The sequence below is a fragment of the Streptomyces scabiei 87.22 genome, assembly GCF_000091305.1.
GTDB lineage: Bacteria > Actinomycetota > Actinomycetes > Streptomycetales > Streptomycetaceae > Streptomyces > Streptomyces scabiei.
Map to the genome: position 1 here is coordinate 1,644,408 of NC_013929.1, position 21,008 is coordinate 1,665,415.

Sequence of the window (21,008 nt, forward strand, 5' to 3'; positions counted from 1 at the left end):
CCCGGTGTTTGTGGTGGCAACCACAACGCGAACCGCTCGAGGAGGAGCCGGTGACCGCCGCCCGGGCGGTGCTCGGACCGGGCCCGGTCGGGTGGGCCGCACAGGTGGCCACGGAGGCGGAGCTGCGACTCTGAATGCTCATCAAAACTGAATGCATCCGCGGCCGCACCTTCACCGCGAGGGCTGAGGCCAACATCGCGCTCTTCGAATACACCGACGGCTTCTGTGACTCCCGCCGCATCCAGGAACGGCTCGGATTCCTCAGCCCGATCGAGTTCGAGGAGAAACACTGCGCCGAGCAGGCGACGGCCGAACCAACGAATCTGAACACCCCCCCATCAACCCCTGCTGACCAGCTGATCAGCACCTCCCGCATGACGGGGGGAGCCTCACTCAAGGGTCTGTCCAGCCAGAGCGCACTCGAGGACCTCCCCTGTGCGCCCCTGCCGGAGGGCACGAAGCGGTGGGAGACTCACTGGGCTGGGCTGTCACGGGGGGCTGCCCCGGGACGAGGGAGGCGCGGCGCGGCGATCGAGATTCTGGCCCAGAGCACGAACTCATCTACACGTACGACAAGCAGTTCGGGGACGGACCGCGGTGGGCTCAGGCGCTCGTCGACACGTGCGAGGACGATTTCGCTCGCTGCCGGGCCATGTTCGGGGTCAGCGGCGGCTTCGCCCGGCAACAGGACCGTGCAGATTGAGAATCAGTCCCTCGCGCGCAACTGGGGCTACCACACGGACGACACCACCAAGATCGCGATCACACCCTTCGATGGCCACGCCCCAAGTTCGGTGGGTGCGCTGGCCTTGCGGTTGGGAGGCTTTCGAGGTGGCTTAGTTCGTCGAGCTGGGCGGCCAGCGGTCAGCCGGCGCAGTATCACCGCGATCATCGCCCAGTACACCCGCGACTCCGAACTGCGGGGCAGATGCTCGTACTGTTCCGAGCTTCGCGTTATCCCGGTCTGGCACAGACCGTGCAGGTAGAGGTGGCAAGCAGTAGATCGATCGGAATGACGCAGGGGTCGCCTGCGGCGGCTCGGCCTGCCTGACTGGTGGAAGCCCGGTTGGGAGGGCAGTCATGTATGAGCGTGATCCGTCGCGAGTGGTGGTGACCGGGCCGCTGGCTCTCTGCAACCGGCAGCCCTGACAGACCAGGTGATCGAGGAGTTCCTCGCCGAGCGTCGGCACAACTGCCGTAAGAGGACGACTCCGCGTGCCGTCGTGCCGCTGCTTGCCTGTATGCGGGCGTCCGGGGTGGTGCCGGAGGCGCCGGTCCCCGTCGAATCCTCGAACTCGGCGACCGGCTTGTGTGCCAGCGCGTCGAGCGGGTGGTCATGGAAGCGACAGGCTCGTACTGGCGCCCGTTCTTCTATCTGCTCGAGCCAGCGGCCTGGACTGCTGGCTCGTCAACGCCCGTGACGTGAAGAACGTCCCCGGACGCCCGAAGACCGACAGGCTGGACGCGGTCCGGCTGGCCAAACTCGCCGAACGCGGCATGGTCCGCGCCTCGTCGTCCCACCGAAGCCGGTGCGACAGCTGCGGGACTTCACCCGCACCCGCACCGTGTTCGTCCGGGAACGTACCCGGCACAAGCACCCGCGTCGGCAAGGCCCTGCAGGACGTGCAGATCAAACTGTCCGGCGTTGTCTCGGACCTGTTCGTCATGTCCGGGCGGGCCATGCTCGACGCGATGGTCGCCGGGGAACGCAACCCGCGCACCCTGGCCGACCTCGCCGAGAGCAAGCTGGACAAGAAGAAGCCGGCCCTCATCGAAGCCCTGACCGGACAGTTCGAAGACCACGGCCCGGCTGCTGAGGGTGCCGCAGTCCACCGTCGATCACCTCACCGCGCAGATCGACGAACTCGACCGGCTGATCGCCCGGACGTTGGAGGAGATCACCACCCCGCCAGGCAGCACAAGCACCGGGGACGAGGCCGCCGCGCTCAGTGCGCGGACTCTGCCCGAGAAGCTGGACGCCGTTCCCGGCATCGGGCTGGCCACCGCGCGGATCCTCCTCGCCGAGATCGGCGCCGACACGAGCCGCTTCCCCACCCTTGAACGTCTGGTGTCCTGGGCCAAGTTGTGCCCTCGCACGATCCGGTCCGTCCAACGCGAAGAACACCTCGGGGCCGGCCGGGCCGGGTACCCCCTGGCCAAAGGGCGCTCTCGGTGAGGCCGCCAACGCCGCCGCCCGCACCGACACCTTCCTCGGCGCCCGCGACCGGCGCATCGACAAGACGCCGCGGCCATGCCAAAGCTCTGGTCGCCGTCGCCGCTCGACACTCGTCATCGCCCGGCACCTGATCAACGACCCGGACGCCTCCTACCAGGCGCTCGGCGCCGACTGGCACCGCCGCCACCTTGACCCCGGCCGCAAAACCCGCAACCTCGGCCACCAAGTCGCCCTCACACCAGCATCAGCCTGACCGTCCTGTCTCACCGTCATCCGGCCCGCAGGCGGCCCCCCGGGGCTGCCGCCTGCACCATCTCCTCCTTGCCACCCGAGCCGACCACCGGGAGGCCCCGCACCACCTCGACCTTGCCCCCGAGCCTCTCGTTGATGCACATGCCGAGTTCTCGGCCGACAGCCTCCCCGTACGCCTTGTAGTCGATGGCGTCGAAGGTGATGCCGGGCTAGGGGCCGTCAAATCCGTGGTCCGCCGGCGTAGCGGTGGTCACCACCGGGATGCCCTTGGCCTGCGCGTCGCGCACGACCTGTCTGAACGAAGACGTCGAGATCGCGACGATGAACAGTGCGCCCGCCGAGCCGGAGGAGACGACCGCGCTCAGCTGCCCTGCCTGCTCCTGAGCGTCCGCGTTCGGGTCCTGGTTCACGGCCTTCCAGCCGTCGGGACGGGCCTCCGTTTTGAGTGCGGAAGCCATCGACTTCATCTGAGCGATCGAAAGCGACGGCGGCGAGAAGACGACTGTCTTGGGCGACTCGCTGCTGGAGCCGGTCGATGAACCACAAGCAGCCAGGAGCAGTCCCATTGCGCCCACGCCTGCGACGAGGCCGACGTGTGCGCGCCGCCACCCCCACCCGTTGTCCGGAGGACTGGTCGGCCGGCAGGTCCGTCTCTCCCGCCGCTCTCGACGCATGTGCGATGCTGCGCGGCCCTGTCCTGGAACGGAACGATCCTCTTGGCGATGTCCCTGAGTCGGTGCGGAAGGTGAGAGGGCAGATGAGCAAGAAGGCGAGGCAGGATGCCGGCGGTCAGTGCGACTCGATGCACGACGTCAGGAATTGATCGATACGCGCGTTGGCCTCACTCGCCGAGGGATGCGCGGTCTCGGTGAAAGCGTGGTCCGCTCCTGGGTAGAGCGCGAGTTCGGCACGGCCGCCGGCAGCGAGCCAGCGGCAGTACATGAACATCGAATCGTCGAGCATGGCATCGAGTGTGCCCACGGTGAACAGCGCCGGCGGCATCTCGCTGAGGTCGCCGTACAGCGGTGACAGGTCCGCGTCGCGACGTCGGGAGATGTCGGGAGCATAGGCATCGACGATTCTCGCGATACTCGCGGCCTTGAGCGTTCCTGTGCGTGCGCGCGTCTGGCTCGGTGTCATCGTCGAGTCGTAGACCCCGAAACTGAGTGCTGCCCCGCGGAAACGTTCCGCTAGGCCGCGGTTGCGCAGGCGCTGAAGGGTCGCCACGGCCAGCAACGCGCCCGCGGACTCGCCTGCGATGAGGAGGGTCTCGGCTCCGAATCGCTCCCCTGCGTGCTTCAGCAGCCATTGAGCGGCTTCTTCACAGTCGTCCCATGCGGCCGGGTACGGATTCTCGGGTGCCAGCCGGTATTCGACACTGACGCATGTCGCTCCGACCGCATCCGCCATCCTCTCCAGGAGGGCATCCTGGTGCGCCGCACCGCCGAGTATGAAGCCGCCGCCGTGGATGTGCAGCAGCACGGCCCGGGGACGAGCGCTCGGGACCACGTGCAGAGACAGGCGGTCGGCGATCTGGATGTCGAACGCACGAGGTGAGACCGGTGGCAGCGGCATGAAGCCGCCGCTGCGTGCTCGGTCGATGCCGACGTCCCAGATGTCTGGAGGATCGCCGAATTGCCGGGCCATGGCCGCGTTGTGGGCGGCCACATCCCCGGGAACGGCGCCAGGGCCGAAGGCGTCTGCTCGAAACTGCGGCACGTGTCCTCTTTCCATGGTGTCTTGCTCCCGGCTTCACACGGTCGACGCGGGCGGGCGTCGTAGCACCTCGTTGTCAGGGGATCGCCGCGCGTCGGGGAGGATGGCTCAAGCGACTTGGCGCGCGGTGGGGGCGACTTGCGCGTAGGTGCCCTTGTGGAATATGAGCGGCGAAGCGGAGCGGCCGACTGTCATGGCGTCCACTTCGCCGAGTACCAAGTAGTGGTCGCCGGCCTCGGCGACGCTTTGGATCGAACACTCGATGTAGGCCACCGCGCCGTCCACCAGGGGCAGGCCGTGCTCGGAGAAGCGGTGCACGACATCCGCGAACTTGTCGGGTCCTCGCCCGGCGAATGTGCGGCACACATCCTCCTGGTTGTCGGCCAGGAGGTTGACGCAGAACCGACCGGTCTGGGCGATGCGCGGCCAACTCGTGGACTTCTTGTCCGGAAAGAAGCCGACCAGCGGTGGATCCAGGGACACCGAGGTGAAGGTGCCGACGGTCATCCCGACTGCCTTGCCTTCGCTGGTGGTTGTCGTGATCACGCAGACGGCCGTCGGGTGGTGACTCATGGCGGCTCGGAAGTCTGCCGGGTTCATCGTCATCGCTTCGTCCTCTCTGTCGGAGTCGGCTTGCGCGAGCCGAAGCGCGGGCTCGCCGTTTCCCGCCGATGTTCCTTTTGGGGTCGCCTGACCGTGATACACCTCACTCCGGCTTGCCAAAACATACATAGATTTTCACGATGAGGCAATGCATGTCGCTTCGTGGTAGCGTCCAAGACATGGGCGATGAGGTACGACGCGGGGTCGGCGCAGGGGAAGGCGCGAGGGACAAGCGACCGAGGAGTGCGGACATGCGCACCCACTCCGCGGTGCCGGGCAATACGGCGCTCATCACCGGAGGTGCCAGCGGCATCGGCCTCGGCATTGCCGAAGCACTCCTCGACCGGGGGATGAATGTGGTCGTGGCCGATGTGCGGGACGACCACCTCGCTCATGCCCAGGACCACCTGCGCCGCCACGGAAGCCGGCTGATGCCGCGTCAGCTGGATGTCACCGACAGGCAGGCCTGGCTCGATGCCGTCGAGGCGACTGGCGACCGTTTCGGCGCTGTCGACGTCCTCTGCCTGAACGCCGGCATCGGTGTTCTGGGGACGATCCTGCGCAGCAGGCCGGCCGACTGGGAGTGGCTGATGGGAGTCAACCTGGAAGGGGTCACCAATGGATTGGAGACCGTGCTGCCCGTCATGCGCGCACGAGGCGCGGGCGGTCATGTCGTGGCGACCTCCTCCGCCGGCGGGCTCATGGTGGCGAGCGACGGCGGTGTCTACTCCTCGGCGAAGTTCGGCGTGATCGCGGTGATGGACTGCCTGCGCACGGAGTTGTCGGCGGAGGGCATCGGGGTGACGACGCTGTGCCCGTCCGCGGTGAATACGAACATTCACGACCATGAAACGATGCGTCCCGCGGCGTATCGCGACAGCGGCCTGCGGGGCGACGACATCGAGCGCGCGAGGGTGCAGCATGCGGCTCGCGAGCTGCTGTCGAAAGGCGCCGACCCTCGCGACGTCGGCAAGCGAGTGCTCGATGCGATCGACGAAGACGCGCCGATGGTGTTCACCGACGGCGGCATCGCACCGGTCGTCACGATGCGACGCGATGCACTCATGCGGGCCGTCCGGCTCGCCACTCCTGCACGGAAGACCAGCCGACTCGAGAGGGTCGTTCTGGCTGAACCCGTGGGGGCGACGCGTGCGGGGCGCGCTCTGACGGCTCTCGGCTGCCAGGTGGACGTGCTCGACATGAAGATGGTCGACACAGTGATGGAGGAGCCGGAGCAGCTGGGCGACCCTTCGGATGCCGCGCCGCTGGTGCTTGCCATCGCTCCACAGAGCCCCGGGGGCTCACGTTCGGTCGACTGGACGGCGCAAGTGCATCAGGCCCTGCGGCGTTGTTTCACCATCATCCGAGGGCTCGCTCCCGGTCGTGTCGCGTCCCCCGGCGGCGCAGGCGTCGCGGTCGTTCTGCCGACGACCGCACTTTTTGCCGACAGTGCCAGATGCGCGGACTCGGTGCTTGGCCGCAGCCTGGTCGGCCTCACCGAGGGGCTCCGGGCGGAACTCCTCGCGACGGGTTTGGCGGTGACACTCGTCCTCACTCACGAGGACGAGGAAGAAGCGGTTCTTGCGAAACGAATCCATGAGGCACTGCGTGACGGGCCGCTCTACGCCCTCCCCTCGTCGGCGACCGATGAGCGCATAACGAGCGTGTTCGATCCGTGGCTGGAGGCTCTCGCCCGGACCCCGTCGGATCTCGCGCTGCCCCCGCTCGGCCCGATGGGGGAGGTCTACCGCCTGGAGGCGGAAGGCACGAAGGCGCCGGACCAGTCCTCAAGCTCGGCGCCTCAGAACACAGGGTAACAACATCTTCCATTCTCACATGGTGACAAGTTACGATCAAATCGGCACGGTCGGTCTGGGAGTGTGCTCGCGCAGGCCGATCAGAAGGAGCGAAGGATGCATGTAGGTATCGCGACTGGTTTTCAGCACCAGAGCGGGAACGAGGTCGATGACAGGCAGTTCCTCAAGGAAGACCTCGACATGGCGGTCGAGGCAGAGGGCCTTGGCTTCGAGTCCATCTGGGTGACGGAGCATCACTTCTCCAACTACTCCATCTCTCCCTCACCGTTGCAGTCGCTCGCGTATCTCGCGGGCAGGACCAAGCAAGTGAAGCTCGGAACGCAGGTCGTGGTGCTGCCGTGGAACGACCCGGTGCGCGTCGCCGAGCAGGCGCTGTGGCTCGACAACGTCACGGAGGGTCGGCTGTTGCTCGGCTTCGGCCGTGGTCTCGGGAAGATGGAGTACGACGGTCTGCGGGTCGACATCAACCAGACCCGTCAACTCTATCGAGAGCACGCCGAGCTGATCATCACCGCGCTCGAAACGGGTGTCATCGAAGGCGGCGAGCGCACGAAGCAACCTCGCCGCGAGCTGCGTCCGCGGCCGTTCAGAAGTTTCGAGGGACGCATATTCGGATCGGCAGGCTCGCCGGAATCGGTTCGGACCGTTGCCGAGCTGGGTATCGGCGTCCTGATCATCAATCCGGAGCCACGCGCCAACCTCGGCGTCGACGTCGACACCTACCACCAGGTGTGGGGGGAGACGCACAGTGCGCGACGTTCGGCCCCCGCGCCGATGCTGTCGGGCACCATCTTCGTCGACGAGAGCAGCGACCGCGCCAAGGAGATGTCCATCAAGTACCACCGGGTGAACTTCCGCGCCGCGGTGAAGAACTACGGCATGGCCGAGGAGAGCTTCGGGACGACCAAGGGCAACGAGTTCTACGCGAAGATGCGGATCTCGCCCGAGAAGATCGAGGAGATGGCCGAGAACACGGCAAAGGTGATGCCGGCCGGGAACCCGACCGAGGTGATCGAAGCGCTCGAGCGGATCAATGCGGACCTGAACCTGCAGGGATTCTTCCCGCACTTCCACTTCGGCGGCATGCCGCGCGAGGAAGCCAAGCGGAACATGCGTCTGTTCGCCGACAAGTGCCTGCCGGAGGTCAAGAGCTGGCCCTGCGAGGGCACTCTCGACGGCCTGTCTCGCGAGCTTCAAACCTCCTGATCGCTCGCGTGATGGTCGGCCGCCTGGGACGCGGTCACACCGTGGCTCGTCGTGTCGCCAGGTAGCGCTCGCGACAGCCGACCATCGCCCACAACCAGTCGTTGTCGGGCCCCGTGTGCCCACACCGCAGCACTCGCTGCTGATCCGCGGCCACTCGCCGCAGCCATTCAACAAGGAGAGGCACATCATGACCGCTCCGATGCGCGCGCAGCAGCGCACGGCACCATTCATTTCGATCGCGCCTCCGGAGCCCGATCTGTCCCCAGGGGCACTGATCCTGCGTGCCGAGGAGATGCTCGGTCATCTTCGCGACCGCCAGGCGGAGACGGAGGCGGCGGGAAACATCCTGGCGGAGACCAACCGGGACATGGTGGAGGCGGGCTTCTACCGTGTGATCCAGCCGCGTCTGTTCGGTGGCTACGGCTTCGACCTGCCGACCTTCGTCCGCCTTGTCACGGCGGTGGCGCGCGGCTGTCCGGAAACCGCCTGGGTGCTCTCCATCGTGTCGGGACACGTGCACCAGCTCGCTACTTTCCCCCTCGATGCCCAGCGGGAGGCGTACGGCGCCCTCGGCGATTTCCGAGCGCCGGAGGTGGCCGCCCCGCAGGGGACCGGTGTGGCGGTGCCGGGAGGCTTTCGGGTGAGCGGTGCGTGGGACTACGCATCTGGGTGCGCTCACGCCACGCACATCCTGCTGACATTCCAGGTCGACGACCCTCGGCCGGGTGACTCGCCCTTGCGGATGGGGCTGTTCGAACGCGCCGACTACGAGATCGTGCGGAACTGGGACGTGATCGGTATGCAGGGCACGGGGTCCCACCGCGCCGTGATGAACGAGGTCTTCGTGCCGGCGCACCGGACCAAGCCGTACCCGCAGACAGCGGCAATGCCCCCTGCCGAGGCCTACCGCGACAGTTCGCTCTTCTACGGCCCCGCTCGGCCCTTCATCATCACCGAGTCCGTCGCAGTGATCGTCGGTGCCGCAGAAGGCGCACTCGATGTCTACGAGGAGACCTTCCGGGCGCGGAAGGCGACCGGCCCGGCCGGGGCCTCACGTGCCGATCTGGCCGAGTACCAATTCAACTTCGGACGTTGCCGCGCCCTGGTCGATACGGCGCGAGCCGCGCTGCTACAAACCGCGGCCGACTACATGGAGATCGCGGAACGAACGTTCACGACAGGCGAACCATGTTCGGAAGACGACAGCCGGCGCCTGGCGATGGTCATGCTGCAAAGCGTCCATCTCGCGCACGAGGCAGTCGACATCATGTTCCGGACAGTGGGCTCTTCGGCCGCGAGGAAGGATGCGTTGCTGGGCCGGTACTGGCGCAATGTCGGCGTGCTGCGCGGCCATCTCGCGCATCAGTCCGACAGCGCTGCGATCAACTATGGTCGCGTTCATTTCGGTCACTCCCCTGTAGGTATATCGTGATGGACTCAAATGATCTGACCGGCCTTCTCGCCGCCTATCTGTCCGCGCTGTCCAGTGGCGCACCTGAGACGCTCGGATTCCATACTGACTTCCGCAGCACCGAGAACGGTGCACTCGTGGAGATCGGCCACGGGCTGTGGCGTCGGGCGCCGCAATTCGGAGGGATCATCAGCTTCGCCGATCCGCTCACCGGCCAGGCGGTCTGCATGGGCGTGGTCACATTCGAAGGCGGCCAGCCCCAGCCTTTCGCGCAACGTATTCAGGTGCGTGGACAGCTGATTCTCGAAGCCGAAGCGATCGTCAGTTCCGATTCCCAAGGGCATTTCGCCGACGCTGCCCGCCTTCTGAAGCCCGACATCATTTATTCAGCAGTAGTTCCGGCCGACCGCCGCGTCGATCGAGAGGGACTGCGCGCAGCGGCCAATTCATATTGGGAGGGATTGGAGCAGAGCGACGGGACGATTCCGCGCTTCAACTACCGGTGCGACAAGTTCGACAACGGCGCCAAGACGACGAATACATTGCGTACGCTTCTGTCGCCCGACGCCAAGGTTCACACTTGTGCGTCCGCGCTCAACGACACCCGTGCGGCGCGCCCGCACGCACGTGAGCGCCGATTTCCGGTGCTCGACACAGAGTTGGGCGTGGCGGCGAGCTTTGTGGTGGTCGACTTTCACCCCATCCCGGACCACCCGCGGCCTGACGCTGGAGCCATGTACATGCTGGGAGTCTTCAAGGTGGTGGATGGTGAGATTCGGATCATCGACGAGATCCGGGAGATCCTTCCATTGAAGGCCTCCTCGGGTTGGTAGCGGCAGGATGGAGAGAGTGGCAGTGGCTGACGAAACGCATCGAAGCGGGACAAGTTCGGACCGGATGCTGTCAGTGATGGACTTGTTCACCCCTGAGCGGCCGGAGTGGACGGTAGAGCAAGCGTGCGTCGCGATGGGCCAGTCCGAGAGCACCGTCTACAGGTATTTTCGGAGCCTGGCGGCGGTTGGACTGATCTTCAGCATCAGGCCGGGTCGCTACCTGCTCGGGCCGGGCATCATCCACTACGAACGGCAACTGCGCCTCTCCGATCCACTGATCCGCGCCGCGGAGCCTGCCGTCGTGAGGATGGCAGCGGAGTACGCTGAACCGGGCCTGATCTTTTTGAGTCGCATCTATCGCGATTCCGTCATGACGACGCACGAGCATCGGATCGGCGCCGAGCCGTTCCCGGAGGGCGCGTTCGCCAGGGGGCGTCTGGCCCCGCTGTTCCGGGGAGCTCCCGGGCTGGCCCTCCTCTCCTTCCTTGAGGTGCGGATCGTTCGGTCGATCTACCAGCGGGTCGACTCAGGTGATGCCGACTGGCTTGTCTTCAAGCGGCGCATGCGGGCGGTTCGCGGGCTCGGCTACGCCGTCGGTGTGGATGATCCCGACCCGGGCGTCCTCCACGTTTCGATTCCGCTGAAGCAGGACGGGCACGGCATCGCCGGCAGCCTGACTGTTGCCCTCGCCAGCGGACCCGATAACGCGGCAGCCATCGAAAAGTCGGCTGCGCTGCTCGCGGTCGCAGCAGAAGAGATCGCGTTGCAGGCGCGCAAGGCGGCACCCGAATGATCCGGCTCCGGCCAGGCAGCCGCCGTTGCAGCCGCCGTTCATGCAGAGCGGCGAGGGGCCGCGCGATCTGTGGCAACTGGCGTACGCCTGTTTGTGAGCTTCTCCCTTCGACAGCCTTTGCTGCGTAGGCGAGTTGAGAGGACAAGTCATGAAGAACGTCCACACGATCGACTCGGAGGCAGTACCCCGCTTCGTCGCCGACAGCGGGACCGAAGTGGCGTATGCGCGGACGCCGGGCCACGAGAGCGATGAAGCGCGGAGCTGGCTGAAGTCGCTCGCCGACCGATACTTTGACGCCCTGCTCCGTCACTCGCCCGCAGAACTGGCCCTCGATCCGCAGGTGCGCATGACCGAGAACGCCATCGCCATTCCGATGGGTGAAGGGGTCTTGTGGCGGGCGCTGACCAAAGCGCCGGAAGGCTTCCGCGTCGACGTCGTTGACGCGGTCTCCGAGCAGATCGTCGTCGGCGGGTTGCTGGAGGTTCGCGGACGCCCGTATCTCGCCGGCATACGCCTCAGGGTGCTGAAGGGACGGATCATCGAAGGTGAGCATCTCCTCACTGACATGATCCAGCCGGCGGCGTGGGCGAATCTTGAGCGACCCCCTGATGCGCTCCTCCAGGATGTGCCGCTCGAGCAGCCCAATGATCGCGTCGAATTGCAATTGATCGCCGACTCCTATTTCGACGCACTGACGAGCGAGGACAGCCGCCGCGCTCCGTTCGCGGCCGACTGTGTGCGACATGAGACGGGTCTGCGGACCACCGGCAACTCGACGCCGCCTCAACTGCTGCTTCCGCAGAACACGCCCGCAGACGAGCGGGAGCGGATGCAGATCCTCATGAACGGCATGAGCGTGCGCAGTGCTGCCGAACAGATCGATTCGGGCCTCTTCGCCGATCTGTGGAAGGTGTGGCCGCGGCGGCCGATCGTGATCGACGAGGTCAAGGAACTCGTAGCGGCGTTTCCGCCGTTCATGCAGAACGGCGACGTCCGGTGCGCCCCGCTCACGGGTTATCCGGGCGTTGACCGGCTGACGACCCGTCGCCGTTCAGCACGCAGTGGCTGGAGATATTCAAGATCCACTCGGGTCGGATTCACGAGATCGAAGCGCCGGTGTTCATCCCGCTCAACTTCGGCGCCGGTAAGGGCTGGGACTCAGCCTCCGGTCCGTGAACCGTCGCCGACAGCACGAGGTGGTGTGGATGTCCCACCACTTCTGACGGGCGCATCAGCTGGCCGGCGCCTTCGCGGGCGGCAGTGGCTGAATCGACCATGACGCGTCCGGGCATGCGTGGCCGAGCCAGGTGCGACAGCTACCGAGTGAGGGATGGGCGCGGCTGAAGCCGTCTATGCCGATCTCCTCGAAGCCCATGAGGAACGCGCCCCTTCATAGGAGTACCTGCGGGCGTGGCACCAGTTACGACCAACCGAACAAGGGAAGTGAGGAAGACATCATGGCACTGCTCGACTCCATGGAATGGACGGAGAGGATCTTCTCCGGAGGCTGGATCAAGGGTTCGGGTGATTCGTACGACTCCTGTGAGCCCGCCACGGGGGACACGTTGGGCCGGGTGGGCGCGGCGACACCGGACGACCTCGCGCGAGCAGTGGAGCGGGCGACGCAGGCTCAGCGGAGTTGGGCGGCGCTGCCGTACGTCGAGAGGGCGCAGGTACTGCGGCGCGCGGCCCGAGCCTTCGAGGAGAACCAGGCGGAGATCGCGGACTGGATCGTGCGGGAGTCGGGAGCACTGCGGCCGTTCGCGGAGTTCCAGTCTTCGAACGGTGGAGCCGAGGAGTGCTACGAGGCAGCTGCCCTGGCTGCGGCGCCGTACGGCGAAGTCCTCCGTTCCATCGACGAGCGATTGTCCATCTCGCGCCGCTTCCCGGTCGGCGTTGTCGGCGTCATCGCCCCGTTCAACGCTCCCATGGTGCTCGCCATGCGTGCCGTGGCGCCGGCGTTGGCCCTGGGAAACGCAGTTGTGCTGAAGCCGGACCCGCGCACGGCGATCTGCGGTGGCGTGGCGATCGCTCGTGTCTTCGAGGAAGCGGGCCTGCCTGACGGACTCCTGCACGTGCTGCCCGGTGGCGCCGATGTGGGCGCAGCGCTGGTGGACCACCCGCAGGTGCCGGTCATCGCATTCACGGGGTCCACCCGCGCCGGCAAGGCCATCGCCGCTGCGGCGGCGAAGCGGCTCAAGCGGACGCACCTGGAGCTCGGAGGCAACTCCGCGTTGATCGTTCTCGACGACGTCGACCTGGAAAGGGCCGCGTCCGCCGGCGCGTTCGGCTCCTTCCACCACGCCGGCCAGATCTGTATGGCCTCCAGCCGACATCTGGTTCACGCCGGGGTCGCCGACGAGTACGTCGAGCTCCTTGCACAGCGTGCGCAGGCCGCGATGGTGGGCGACCCGGCCGGCGGCGACGTCGCTGTGGGACCGATGATCGACCAGCGACAGCTCGAGGCGGCACATGCCGTCGTCACGGACTCTGTCGCGGTGGGCGCGCGGCTCGTGACCGGAGGGACCTACGAGGGGCTGATGTACCGGCCCACCGTCCTGGCAGACGTGCCGCTCAACGCCCGCGCCTACGCGGAGGAGATATTCGGCCCGGTCGCTCCCGTGGTGCGGTTCCACGACCTGGACGAGGCGGCCAAGCTCGCCACCGATACGGAGTACGGGCTGTCCTTGGGCATCCTCACTCGGGACGTCGCCAAGGGCCTGGCGCTAGCGGAGCGCATCCCCACTGGGCTCGTGCATATCAACGACCAGACCGTCAACGACGAGGCGACGGTTCCATTCGGCGGCCGTGGCGACTCCGGCAACGGATCCCGGCACGGTGGCGCCACCGCGAACTTGGAGGCGTTCACGGAACAGCAGTGGGTCACCGTCCGCGGTGACATCCCCAGCTATCCGTTCTGACGCAGCCGCCACTGAGCCGGCGCGCCGGCTCGATGAGGTGCAAGGGACATCCTGCGCCCGCGGTGTCCGTCCAGGAGGGACTGCCGCGGGCTCGGCCGGAAGGCCGCTGCTTCCTGCTCATGCGGCCATGGTCTTGTGCCTTGACGGGCAGTGTGTGCCGCGTAGGGGCCCGATGCGTGATGTCCCGGGCAGTTGATGTCAACAGGTCGCTGACCTGCGAGATCCCGACGCGGTGGCTGACTGCGGCGGCTGATTTCGTGCGCGCAGAGGTACGTGTTCCGAAACCATGCCACCGTACGTCGGCCCATGAGCCCGACCCGCGGGCTGTGACACCCCGGCCGGTTGTGCGATCGCGTGCGGCTGGTCCGCTGGGTGCAGAGCACTGCGGTGGAGCCCGGCGGGGGCACGCCGAGCACCCCCGTCCCCCATCCGGCGTCAATCGAGATCAAGAGTTGGCGCTGCTTCCAACGCCATGGCGACAAGAAGGATGACATGAGAGATCTGACGGACAAAGTGGCGTTTGTGACCGGTGGTGCGAGTGGGATTGGTTTGGGGATCGTTCAGGCCCTCCTCGCTCATGGCGTCCGCGTCGCCGTAGCGGATTTGCGCTCCGATCACCTCGATGAGGCTCGCTCTGTCCTCGGCGACGGGCCGTCCACCGAATTCTTGGAGGTTGACGTCATTGATCGCACGGCGATGGCCGACGCGGCGGATCGGGTCGTCCAGCGCTTCGGCGCCGTACACATCCTCGTCAACAATGCCGGCGTCGGCACCGCACCCACCGTCGAGGAGATGCGCTACGAGGACTGGGACTGGGTGCTCGGGGTGAACCTGGGCGGTGTGGTCAACGGCATCATGAGCTTTCTGCCGCACATGCTGCGCCAGAACGAGGGCGGGCATATCGTTTCGACATCCTCGATGGCAGGCCTGCTTCCCTCGGTGGACAATTTTATCTACGCCGCGTCCAAATACGCGGTCCGTGGGTTGGGGGACTCGTTGCGCCTCTCGCTCGCGCCCCACGGCATCGGGGTGTCGACGCTCTATCCGGGGCTCACCCGCTCCCGCATGCTGCTGGCCGAGGAGAACCGCCAGGCGCGGTTCGGCACCGGACAGGCGGCATCCCCTGTCGGCGCCCACGGGCCGACAGGGGATGCCGGGATGGACCCACGGGAGGTGGGCGAGATGGTGGTGGACGCCATCCTCAGGAACAAGGGCCATATTCTGAGCCACAGCGAGTTTCGCGGAGAGGTGGCTGAAAATTGCGAAGAACTGCTGGCCGCCTTTCCTGTCAGGCAGGAGATCGGCGCCGATCGCTTCGAATTCCAGGCCATGATCCGCGAGCGCACGAATTCCGCCAGAGCCGCGATCGACCGGATGAACGGCCCCGACAGCTCGGACATGGCGGAATGAGGCGCCTCCACTGACGCGGTCGACTGACCTCCCAGCCACGCGGCAACCGGTCCGGCCGGGTAGAGCAGCGCGTTGACGATCTCCCGCATCGCGTAACGGCCCTGACAGCCACTGACCGAGGGGTGCGCGGCCTTCCACGCGACGATCACAGGCTCCACCAGCGCCCACTGCTCGTCGCTCACGTCGGTCTTGTAGGGCTTGCGCTCGCTCACAGGAACCAGCCCAACATGCCCATCGCCGCCGACCGGCCGGGATGCCGCACCGCCCGCGGCGCACAGGAACCGGTGTCAGCACCGAACCGCTCCCGCCAGTCGTCGCCGGACGCTATCAGCGCCCGACGTCAGGGGAGGGCAGCAGCACGCAGTGCGTCTTCTGAAGACGCGCGGCGGCCGTGGCATTTCGTCCCAGTCGTACGGTGCTGAGCTTCACCGGTGGAACTCCTTCGGTCTCGACAGGTGCTCGCCCTCCATGAGTACGGCAACGAACCCGTTCGGCAGCAGCAGACGAACGGTGCAGCCCCGGCTGGGTCGGGTGTCGTGCTCCAGCCGACCGCCGTTGGCCTCCGCGGCGCCGCCGCCCGGCACTTCGCCAAGGTGGGTCGTGCATCGACACCCTGCCATCCCACGCCGAGGTGCGGATGGGCGGAACCCAGGTCGGCACGCGGGGCTTCTTCTTCGCCCCGACCGTGATCACCGGTGCGCGACAGTCCGATCGCATCGTCCAGGAGGAGGTTTTCGGTCCCGTCCTGACCGTCCAGTCGTTCCAGCACGAGGCTGAGGCGGTCGCGATGGCGAACGGAGCGCCCTGCAGCCTCGCCGCCGGCGTTTGGATGAGGGACCACGGCACCGCCGACCGCCTCAGCCGCGACCTGGACTTCGGGTGCGTGTGGACCAACGCCCACCTTCCGTTCGTCTCCGAGATGCCGCACGGCGGGTTCGGAGCCTCCGGCTACGGCAAGGACCTGTCCGGCTACGGCTTCGACGACTACACCCGCATCAAGCACGTGATGATTCTTGTCGGTCATGACGCACTCCAGCGATGTCGCGGCCCTCGAGAGCCGCCTCCAGGCTCTGCAGGCGCCCCTTCCCCCACCTTTAGACCATGCAAAAGTGGCGTGCGCGAGGCGGTGCTCGCACCCGGTGTTGGACCCGATCGAGGCCGAGAACCGACATCCCCGACCCGCGGAAGCTCCATGCCCCACAGAGACACCACAGCCCGCCGTCCCCCGCTTCCCACCGGCTGGCGGCGCCTAGCCGCACGGCTGCCGATCCTGCTCTTCCGCATCGGGCTCGGCTTCCTCTTCGGCAAACGACTGCTTCTGCTGCATCACGTAGGCCGGATCAGCGGCCTCGGCCGCATGGTGGTCCCGGAAGTGGTGTCCTACGATCCGGCGAACGCGAGCTGGATCATCGCCTCTGGATTCGGACCGAAGGCCGACTGGTACCAGAACCTGCTTGAACAACCAAAGACCCTCACCCAGTTCGGCAACCGGCCGCACGCCGTCACGGCCCATTTCCTCACGCCCGACGAGGGCGCCGACATCATGGCCGACTATGCCCGTAGGCATCCCCGCACCGCCCACCGTCTGTGCGCGTACCTGGGGCTGCCCGTCGACGGCGGCGAGGCGGCGTACCGCGACGCCGGCCGAGCCATCCCCTTCGTGCGGCTCGACACCGCTGTCAGGCACCCCATCCCGTCTCTCGGTGAGGGAGCGCCCCGTGCTGCTCGCCATGGTGGAGGCGGTGTTCCAGCCAGCCTGGTTGTGTCCCCATGATCGGGGCGCCTTGGGAGACGGCACCCCCAGCAAAGGCGAGGCCCTGCCCCGTGGTTCTTCCGGGGCAGGGCTCCTTTCGGCGGCGAGTCCGCTGGGGGCGCAGGCGGTTCAGCGGGCCGGCTCGGGCTCCATGTGCTGCGTCTGCGGGGTCGTCTGGAGGCGTGTGCCTTCTACGTCGAGGTCGGGCAGGGCGCGACCGAGCCAGGCGGGGAGCCACCAGGCGTGGCGTCCGGCGAGGGTGAGGACTGCCGGGACGAGGGTCAGGCGGACGGCGAAGGCGTCGATGGCGACGCCGACGGCGAGGGCGAAGGCGATGGGCTTGATCAGGGCGTCGTCGAGCGGGAAGAAGCCGGCGAACACGGTGAACATGATCAGGGCGGCCGCGGTGACAACTCGGACGCTGTGCCGCGCGCCGTCGGTCACCGACCTGCGGGCCATGCCGGTGTGGACCCATTCCTCGCGCATCCCGGAGACGAGGAACACCTCGTAGTCCATGGCGAGTCCGAAGAGTACGCCGGTCAGGATGATCGGCAGGAAGCTGACGACGGGACCGGTGTGGGCGAGGCCGAGGGTGTCTGCCAGCCAGCCCCACTGGAACAGGGCGCCGACCAGGCCGAGCGAGGCCGCCACCGACAGCAGGAATCCGACGGTGGCCTTGAGCGGGACGACCAGCGAGCGGAACACCATGGTCAGCAGGATCAGGCTCAGGCCGACGACGATCGCGATGAACGGCAGCAGGGAGTCGCTGAGGCGGTTGGAGACGTCGATGTTGACGGCGGTGGTGCCAGTGACCGCGATCATCGCTCCGGTTGTCTCGCGGATGTCCAGGGCGGCGGCGCGGATGTCGCGGACGAGCTGGCCGGTGCGGGTGCTGTCGGGGCCGGTCTTCGGGATGACCTGGATGACGGTCTGCGCGGGGTCGTGTGTGGGCGTGGGGGACAGGACTGTCTTGACCCCCTTGAGGTTCCGGAGCTTCTGCGCGGCTTGAGCGCCCGCGTGCGCGCCCGCGCCCTTGTCGGTCTCGGTCAGCACCAGAAGTGGGCCGTTGAAGCCGGGGCCGAACTTGTCGTTGACCGTGTCGTACGCCTTGCGTTCGGTGGAAGTGACCGGGGCCGAGCCGTTGTCTGGGAGAGCGAGGCGCAGGTCCGTCGCGGGGAGCGCCAGTGCGACGAGGATGCCGGCGCCGGCGAGGACGGTGAGCAGGGGCTTGGCGACGACGGTCTTCACCCAGCGAGCGCCCAGGGTCGTCCGGCCGGCGGATCCGTCGGGGTCGGTGGCCCGCTGGGCCTCCTTGCTGCCGGGCTTCGGGGTCAGCCGCGTGCCGGCGAATCCGGCGAGGGCCGGGAGCAGGGTGATCGCGGCCAGGACCGCGACAAGGACGGCTCCGGCGGCACCGAGGCCCATCACGGTCAGGAACGGGATACCGATGACGCTGAGTGCGGCCAGAGCGATGATCACGGTGCTGCCGGCGAAGACGACCGCGCTGCCGGCGGTGCCGTTGGCCAGTGCGATGGACTCCTGCGGGTCGGTTCCGCGGGCAAGTTGCTGACGGTGGCGGGTCAGGATGAACAGGCTGTAGTCGATGCCCACGGCCAGCCCCAGCATCAGCGCGAGCGTGATGGCGGTGGAGGAGATACTGAACGCCGGGGTGAGGGCGAGCAGCCCGGCAAGTCCCACGGCCACGCCGAGCAGGGCGGGCAGCAGTGACATGCCCGCGGCGAGCAGGGAGCCGACGGTGACGACGAGGACGAGCACAGCGACGGCGACGCCGATGATCTCGGACGGGCCTATGTGCACGCCGTTGCTGCCGTAGGCGCTGCCGCCGACCGAGGTCTTGAGCCCGCTCTTCTCGGCCTTCTCAGCCGCCCGTTCGATCACGTCCAGGGACGAAGGGCACACCTCGGCCCGCTGTACGGAGTACTGCACCTGCACGATCGCTGTGCTCCGGTCGGCAGAGATGGCCCCGGACTGGCTCGGGGCCCATGACGGCTTTGACCTGAGGTGCCTTCGTGGCCGCCGCCTCGGTTGTGGCTATGGCCGCGGTGTAGCGGGCCTCGGTGATGTGGTGGCCCTCGGGTGCGGTGAAGACGATCTGGGCGCCCGCTCCGGAGGCTTCGGGCAGCGTCTTGCCGAGCGTGTCCAGCGCGCGCTGCGACTCGGTGCCCGGCACGGTGAAGCGGTCGTCGAGCTTGCCGCCGAAGACTCCGGCGCACGTGATGAGCGCGGCCAGGGCCACGAGCCAGATACCGAGCACCAGCTTGCGATGGCGGTAGACGCTGCGGCCCAGGCGATGGAGCAGGACTGCCATGGCGAACTCCCAAGGTCCGTAAGGAATTTCCCGGACGTCGCCTTGCGGCGCGGGACGAACGGTGGAGCGGGTGGGCCCGTGCCGTCGCGCGGTCACGGGCATGAGGCATGCCGGTGCCGTGGGTGGCATCTGGCACGCTTCGACGATCGACTTTATCACTTGCTCAAGTCGTTCGATCAAATCATACGACCAAATCATTCAACTTGAACACACGACATTGTCAGCCGACCATGTCGTGTGTATGGTGATGGCCACCGGAGCACGCCGCCCCCGGGAAGAGCCAGGTCATGGGCCTGCACCGTTCTCCCCGCGGAGCACGTCCGCAGCGCCGGGACCACCCCAGGACAAGGAGTGATCATGAGCAGCACGCAGATCAAGGACATCGCCACGGCGCACCACGCCCGCAAGGCGGATGTGGTGGTGATCGGTGCGGGCCTGGCCGGTCTGACGGCGGCGCGGGAAGTCGTCGCGGCGGGCAAGTCAGTGGCTGTGCTGGAGGCCCGTGACCGGGTCGGCGGCCGGCTGCTCAACCACCACCTCGGCGACGGTCAAGTGACCGAGATCGGCGGGCAGTTCGTCGGCCCCACCCAGGACCACATCCTGGCGCTGGCCAAGGAGGTCGGCGTGGCCACCTACCAGGCCGCCGTCCCCGGCGAGACCGTCTACGTGCACGGCGGCAAGGCCAAGCGGTTCACGGGGCACACCCCTCCGGACCTGTTCGCGCTGCCGGACATGGGTATCGCCCTGGCCCGCATCGGCCAGGCCGCGGCCAAGGTGGACCCGGCTGCCCCCTGGAAGGCCCCGAACGCCCGTGAACTGGACGGCCTGACCTATGAGACCTGGCTGCGCAAGGCCGAGATCACCGGCGACGCCGTCGACATGATCAACCTGTTCCTGAACTCCGCTTACGGCGGCGAGGCCCGCGACGCCTCCGCCCTGTTCAGCCTCTGGTACGTCTCGACGTTCGGCAACGAGGCAAACCCCGGCACCATGGAGCGCGGCACCGGTACCACCGGAGGCGCCCAGGACAGCCGCTTCGTCGGCGGCTCACAGCTCGTCACCCAGCGCCTCGCCGAAGAACTCGACGGCCGCGTCCACCTGTCGGCGCCGGTGCGGCGCGTCAGCCAGGACTCCACCGGTGTCACCGTGGTCTCCGACGCCGGTGAGTGGCGGGCCGACCGAGTGATCGTCGCCGTACCGCCGCTGGTGGCCTCGCGGATCGTGTGGGACCCGCTGCTGCCGGCCCAGCAGGACCAGCTCTTCCAGCGGCTGCCGTTCGGCACCCTCATGAAGTGTGTCGCCGTCTACGACAAGCCGTTCTGGCGCGAGGACGGGCTGTCAGGCATGGGCCTGCTGCGCGGCGGATCCCCCATCCGTGAGATGTTCGACAACACCCCGCCCGACGGCGGACCGGGCGTCCTGATGGGCTTCCTCGGCGGCCGGGAATGGCGCAAGTGGGCCCACCGTCCGGCCGCCGAGCGCCGAGGCGCCGTCCTGCGCTGCTTCGCCCAGGTCGTCGGGGACCGTGCCTTCGACACCGTCGACTACGTCGAGCAGGACTGGACCGCCGAGCAGTGGACCCAGGGCGGCCCCACCTCCGTCGCCGCCCCCGGCGTGCTCACCGACTTCGGCCAGTGGATGGGCCGCCCCCACGGCCGCGTGCACTGGGCGGGCGCCGAGTTCTCCCCCTACTGGAACGGCTACATGGACGGCGCGGTCCGCTCCGGCCGCCACACCGCCACCGAACTCCTCCTCCACCAGAACTGAGCGCAAGAAGTACCGACAAGC

Annotated in this window: 18 protein-coding genes and 1 pseudogene; 13 read left to right on the forward strand and 6 right to left on the reverse strand. The window is 67.4% G+C overall.

Going from position 1 to position 21,008, the window contains the following annotated elements; all coding sequences use genetic code 11:
• The first annotated feature begins 134 nt into the window (after positions 1-134).
• Both SCAB_RS49375 and SCAB_RS43675 read left to right on the forward strand, forming a co-directional pair.
• Positions 135-986 (forward strand): IS3 family transposase, encoded by an 852-nt coding sequence (locus tag SCAB_RS49375; RefSeq protein ID WP_012999347.1) that lies wholly within the window; start codon positions 135-137, stop codon positions 984-986.
• 833 nt (positions 987-1,819) lie between these two features.
• The gene (locus tag SCAB_RS43675) at positions 1,820-2,176 is read left to right on the forward strand and encodes a transposase (protein WP_012999348.1); all 357 of its coding nucleotides are present in this window, start codon (positions 1,820-1,822) and stop codon (positions 2,174-2,176) included.
• A gap of 269 nt (positions 2,177-2,445) precedes the next feature.
• On the opposite strand, the gene SCAB_RS48985 is transcribed toward SCAB_RS43675, so the two are convergent.
• From SCAB_RS48985 to SCAB_RS06985, 4 genes are all read right to left on the reverse strand, one after another.
• Positions 2,446-2,571, reverse strand: a complete 126-nt coding sequence (locus tag SCAB_RS48985; RefSeq protein WP_264086509.1) for a hypothetical protein — start codon at positions 2,569-2,571, stop codon at positions 2,446-2,448.
• A 66-nt stretch (positions 2,572-2,637) separates the two neighbouring features.
• Entirely contained in the window at positions 2,638-2,994 is a 357-nt protein-coding gene (locus SCAB_RS44550; protein WP_158512228.1) for a sugar ABC transporter substrate-binding protein, read from the reverse strand.
• A 223-nt stretch (positions 2,995-3,217) separates the two neighbouring features.
• Positions 3,218-4,075, reverse strand: a complete 858-nt coding sequence (locus SCAB_RS06980) for an alpha/beta hydrolase (protein ID WP_197696208.1) — start codon at positions 4,073-4,075, stop codon at positions 3,218-3,220.
• Between the two features lie 177 nt (positions 4,076-4,252).
• Positions 4,253-4,750: a flavin reductase family protein gene (locus SCAB_RS06985; protein ID WP_012999350.1), complete on the reverse strand. Its 498-nt coding sequence runs from the start codon at positions 4,748-4,750 to the stop codon at positions 4,253-4,255.
• A 248-nt stretch (positions 4,751-4,998) separates the two neighbouring features.
• On the opposite strand from SCAB_RS06985, the gene SCAB_RS43995 reads away from it, so the two are divergent.
• From SCAB_RS43995 to SCAB_RS07030, 10 genes and pseudogenes are all read left to right on the forward strand, one after another.
• Positions 4,999-6,564 carry an SDR family oxidoreductase gene (locus tag SCAB_RS43995; protein ID WP_012999351.1) on the forward strand — a complete coding sequence of 522 codons (1,566 nt, stop codon included), beginning with the start codon at positions 4,999-5,001 and terminating at the stop codon, positions 6,562-6,564.
• 96 nt (positions 6,565-6,660) lie between these two features.
• Positions 6,661-7,770, forward strand: a complete 1,110-nt coding sequence (locus SCAB_RS06995; protein ID WP_041668938.1) for an LLM class flavin-dependent oxidoreductase — start codon at positions 6,661-6,663, stop codon at positions 7,768-7,770.
• A gap of 187 nt (positions 7,771-7,957) precedes the next feature.
• Positions 7,958-9,202, forward strand: coding sequence for an acyl-CoA dehydrogenase family protein (locus SCAB_RS07000; RefSeq protein ID WP_041668939.1), 1,245 nt, complete (start codon positions 7,958-7,960; stop codon positions 9,200-9,202).
• Positions 9,202-10,014, forward strand: coding sequence for a hypothetical protein (locus SCAB_RS07005; RefSeq protein WP_012999354.1), 813 nt, complete (start codon positions 9,202-9,204; stop codon positions 10,012-10,014). Before SCAB_RS07000 ends, SCAB_RS07005 begins: the two co-directional genes overlap by 1 nt.
• A 64-nt stretch (positions 10,015-10,078) precedes the next feature.
• Positions 10,079-10,807 (forward strand): helix-turn-helix domain-containing protein, encoded by a 729-nt coding sequence (locus SCAB_RS07010; RefSeq protein WP_267886877.1) that lies wholly within the window; start codon positions 10,079-10,081, stop codon positions 10,805-10,807.
• Positions 10,808-10,955: 148 nt separating this feature from the next.
• A complete protein-coding gene (locus tag SCAB_RS07015; protein ID WP_012999356.1) occupies positions 10,956-12,086 on the forward strand; it encodes a hypothetical protein in 1,131 nt (376 codons plus the stop codon).
• A gap of 178 nt (positions 12,087-12,264) precedes the next feature.
• Positions 12,265-13,728, forward strand: a complete 1,464-nt coding sequence (locus tag SCAB_RS07020) for an aldehyde dehydrogenase family protein (RefSeq protein WP_041668941.1) — start codon at positions 12,265-12,267, stop codon at positions 13,726-13,728.
• A gap of 492 nt (positions 13,729-14,220) precedes the next feature.
• The gene (locus SCAB_RS07025) at positions 14,221-15,138 is read left to right on the forward strand and encodes an SDR family oxidoreductase (protein ID WP_041670423.1); all 918 of its coding nucleotides are present in this window, start codon (positions 14,221-14,223) and stop codon (positions 15,136-15,138) included.
• Between the two features lie 604 nt (positions 15,139-15,742).
• Positions 15,743-16,147, forward strand: a pseudogene (locus tag SCAB_RS44560) (aldehyde dehydrogenase family protein); the annotation flags it as partial.
• A 183-nt stretch (positions 16,148-16,330) separates the two neighbouring features.
• Complete coding sequence (locus SCAB_RS07030; RefSeq protein WP_078580299.1) at positions 16,331-16,912, forward strand: nitroreductase family deazaflavin-dependent oxidoreductase; 582 nt, start codon at positions 16,331-16,333, stop codon at positions 16,910-16,912.
• A 108-nt stretch (positions 16,913-17,020) separates the two neighbouring features.
• On the opposite strand, the gene SCAB_RS07035 is transcribed toward SCAB_RS07030, so the two are convergent.
• Both SCAB_RS07035 and SCAB_RS49230 read right to left on the reverse strand, forming a co-directional pair.
• Positions 17,021-18,844 carry an MMPL family transporter gene (locus SCAB_RS07035; RefSeq protein ID WP_318787723.1) on the reverse strand — a complete coding sequence of 608 codons (1,824 nt, stop codon included), beginning with the start codon at positions 18,842-18,844 and terminating at the stop codon, positions 17,021-17,023.
• Positions 18,771-19,220, reverse strand: a complete 450-nt coding sequence (locus SCAB_RS49230) for a hypothetical protein (protein ID WP_012999361.1) — start codon at positions 19,218-19,220, stop codon at positions 18,771-18,773. The genes SCAB_RS07035 and SCAB_RS49230 overlap by 74 nt, the downstream gene beginning before the upstream one ends.
• Positions 19,221-19,577: 357 nt before the next feature.
• Between SCAB_RS49230 and SCAB_RS07040 the strand changes: the two genes are divergently transcribed.
• Complete coding sequence (locus SCAB_RS07040; RefSeq protein ID WP_049875845.1) at positions 19,578-20,987, forward strand: flavin monoamine oxidase family protein; 1,410 nt, start codon at positions 19,578-19,580, stop codon at positions 20,985-20,987.
• Positions 20,988-21,008 lie beyond the last annotated feature (21 nt).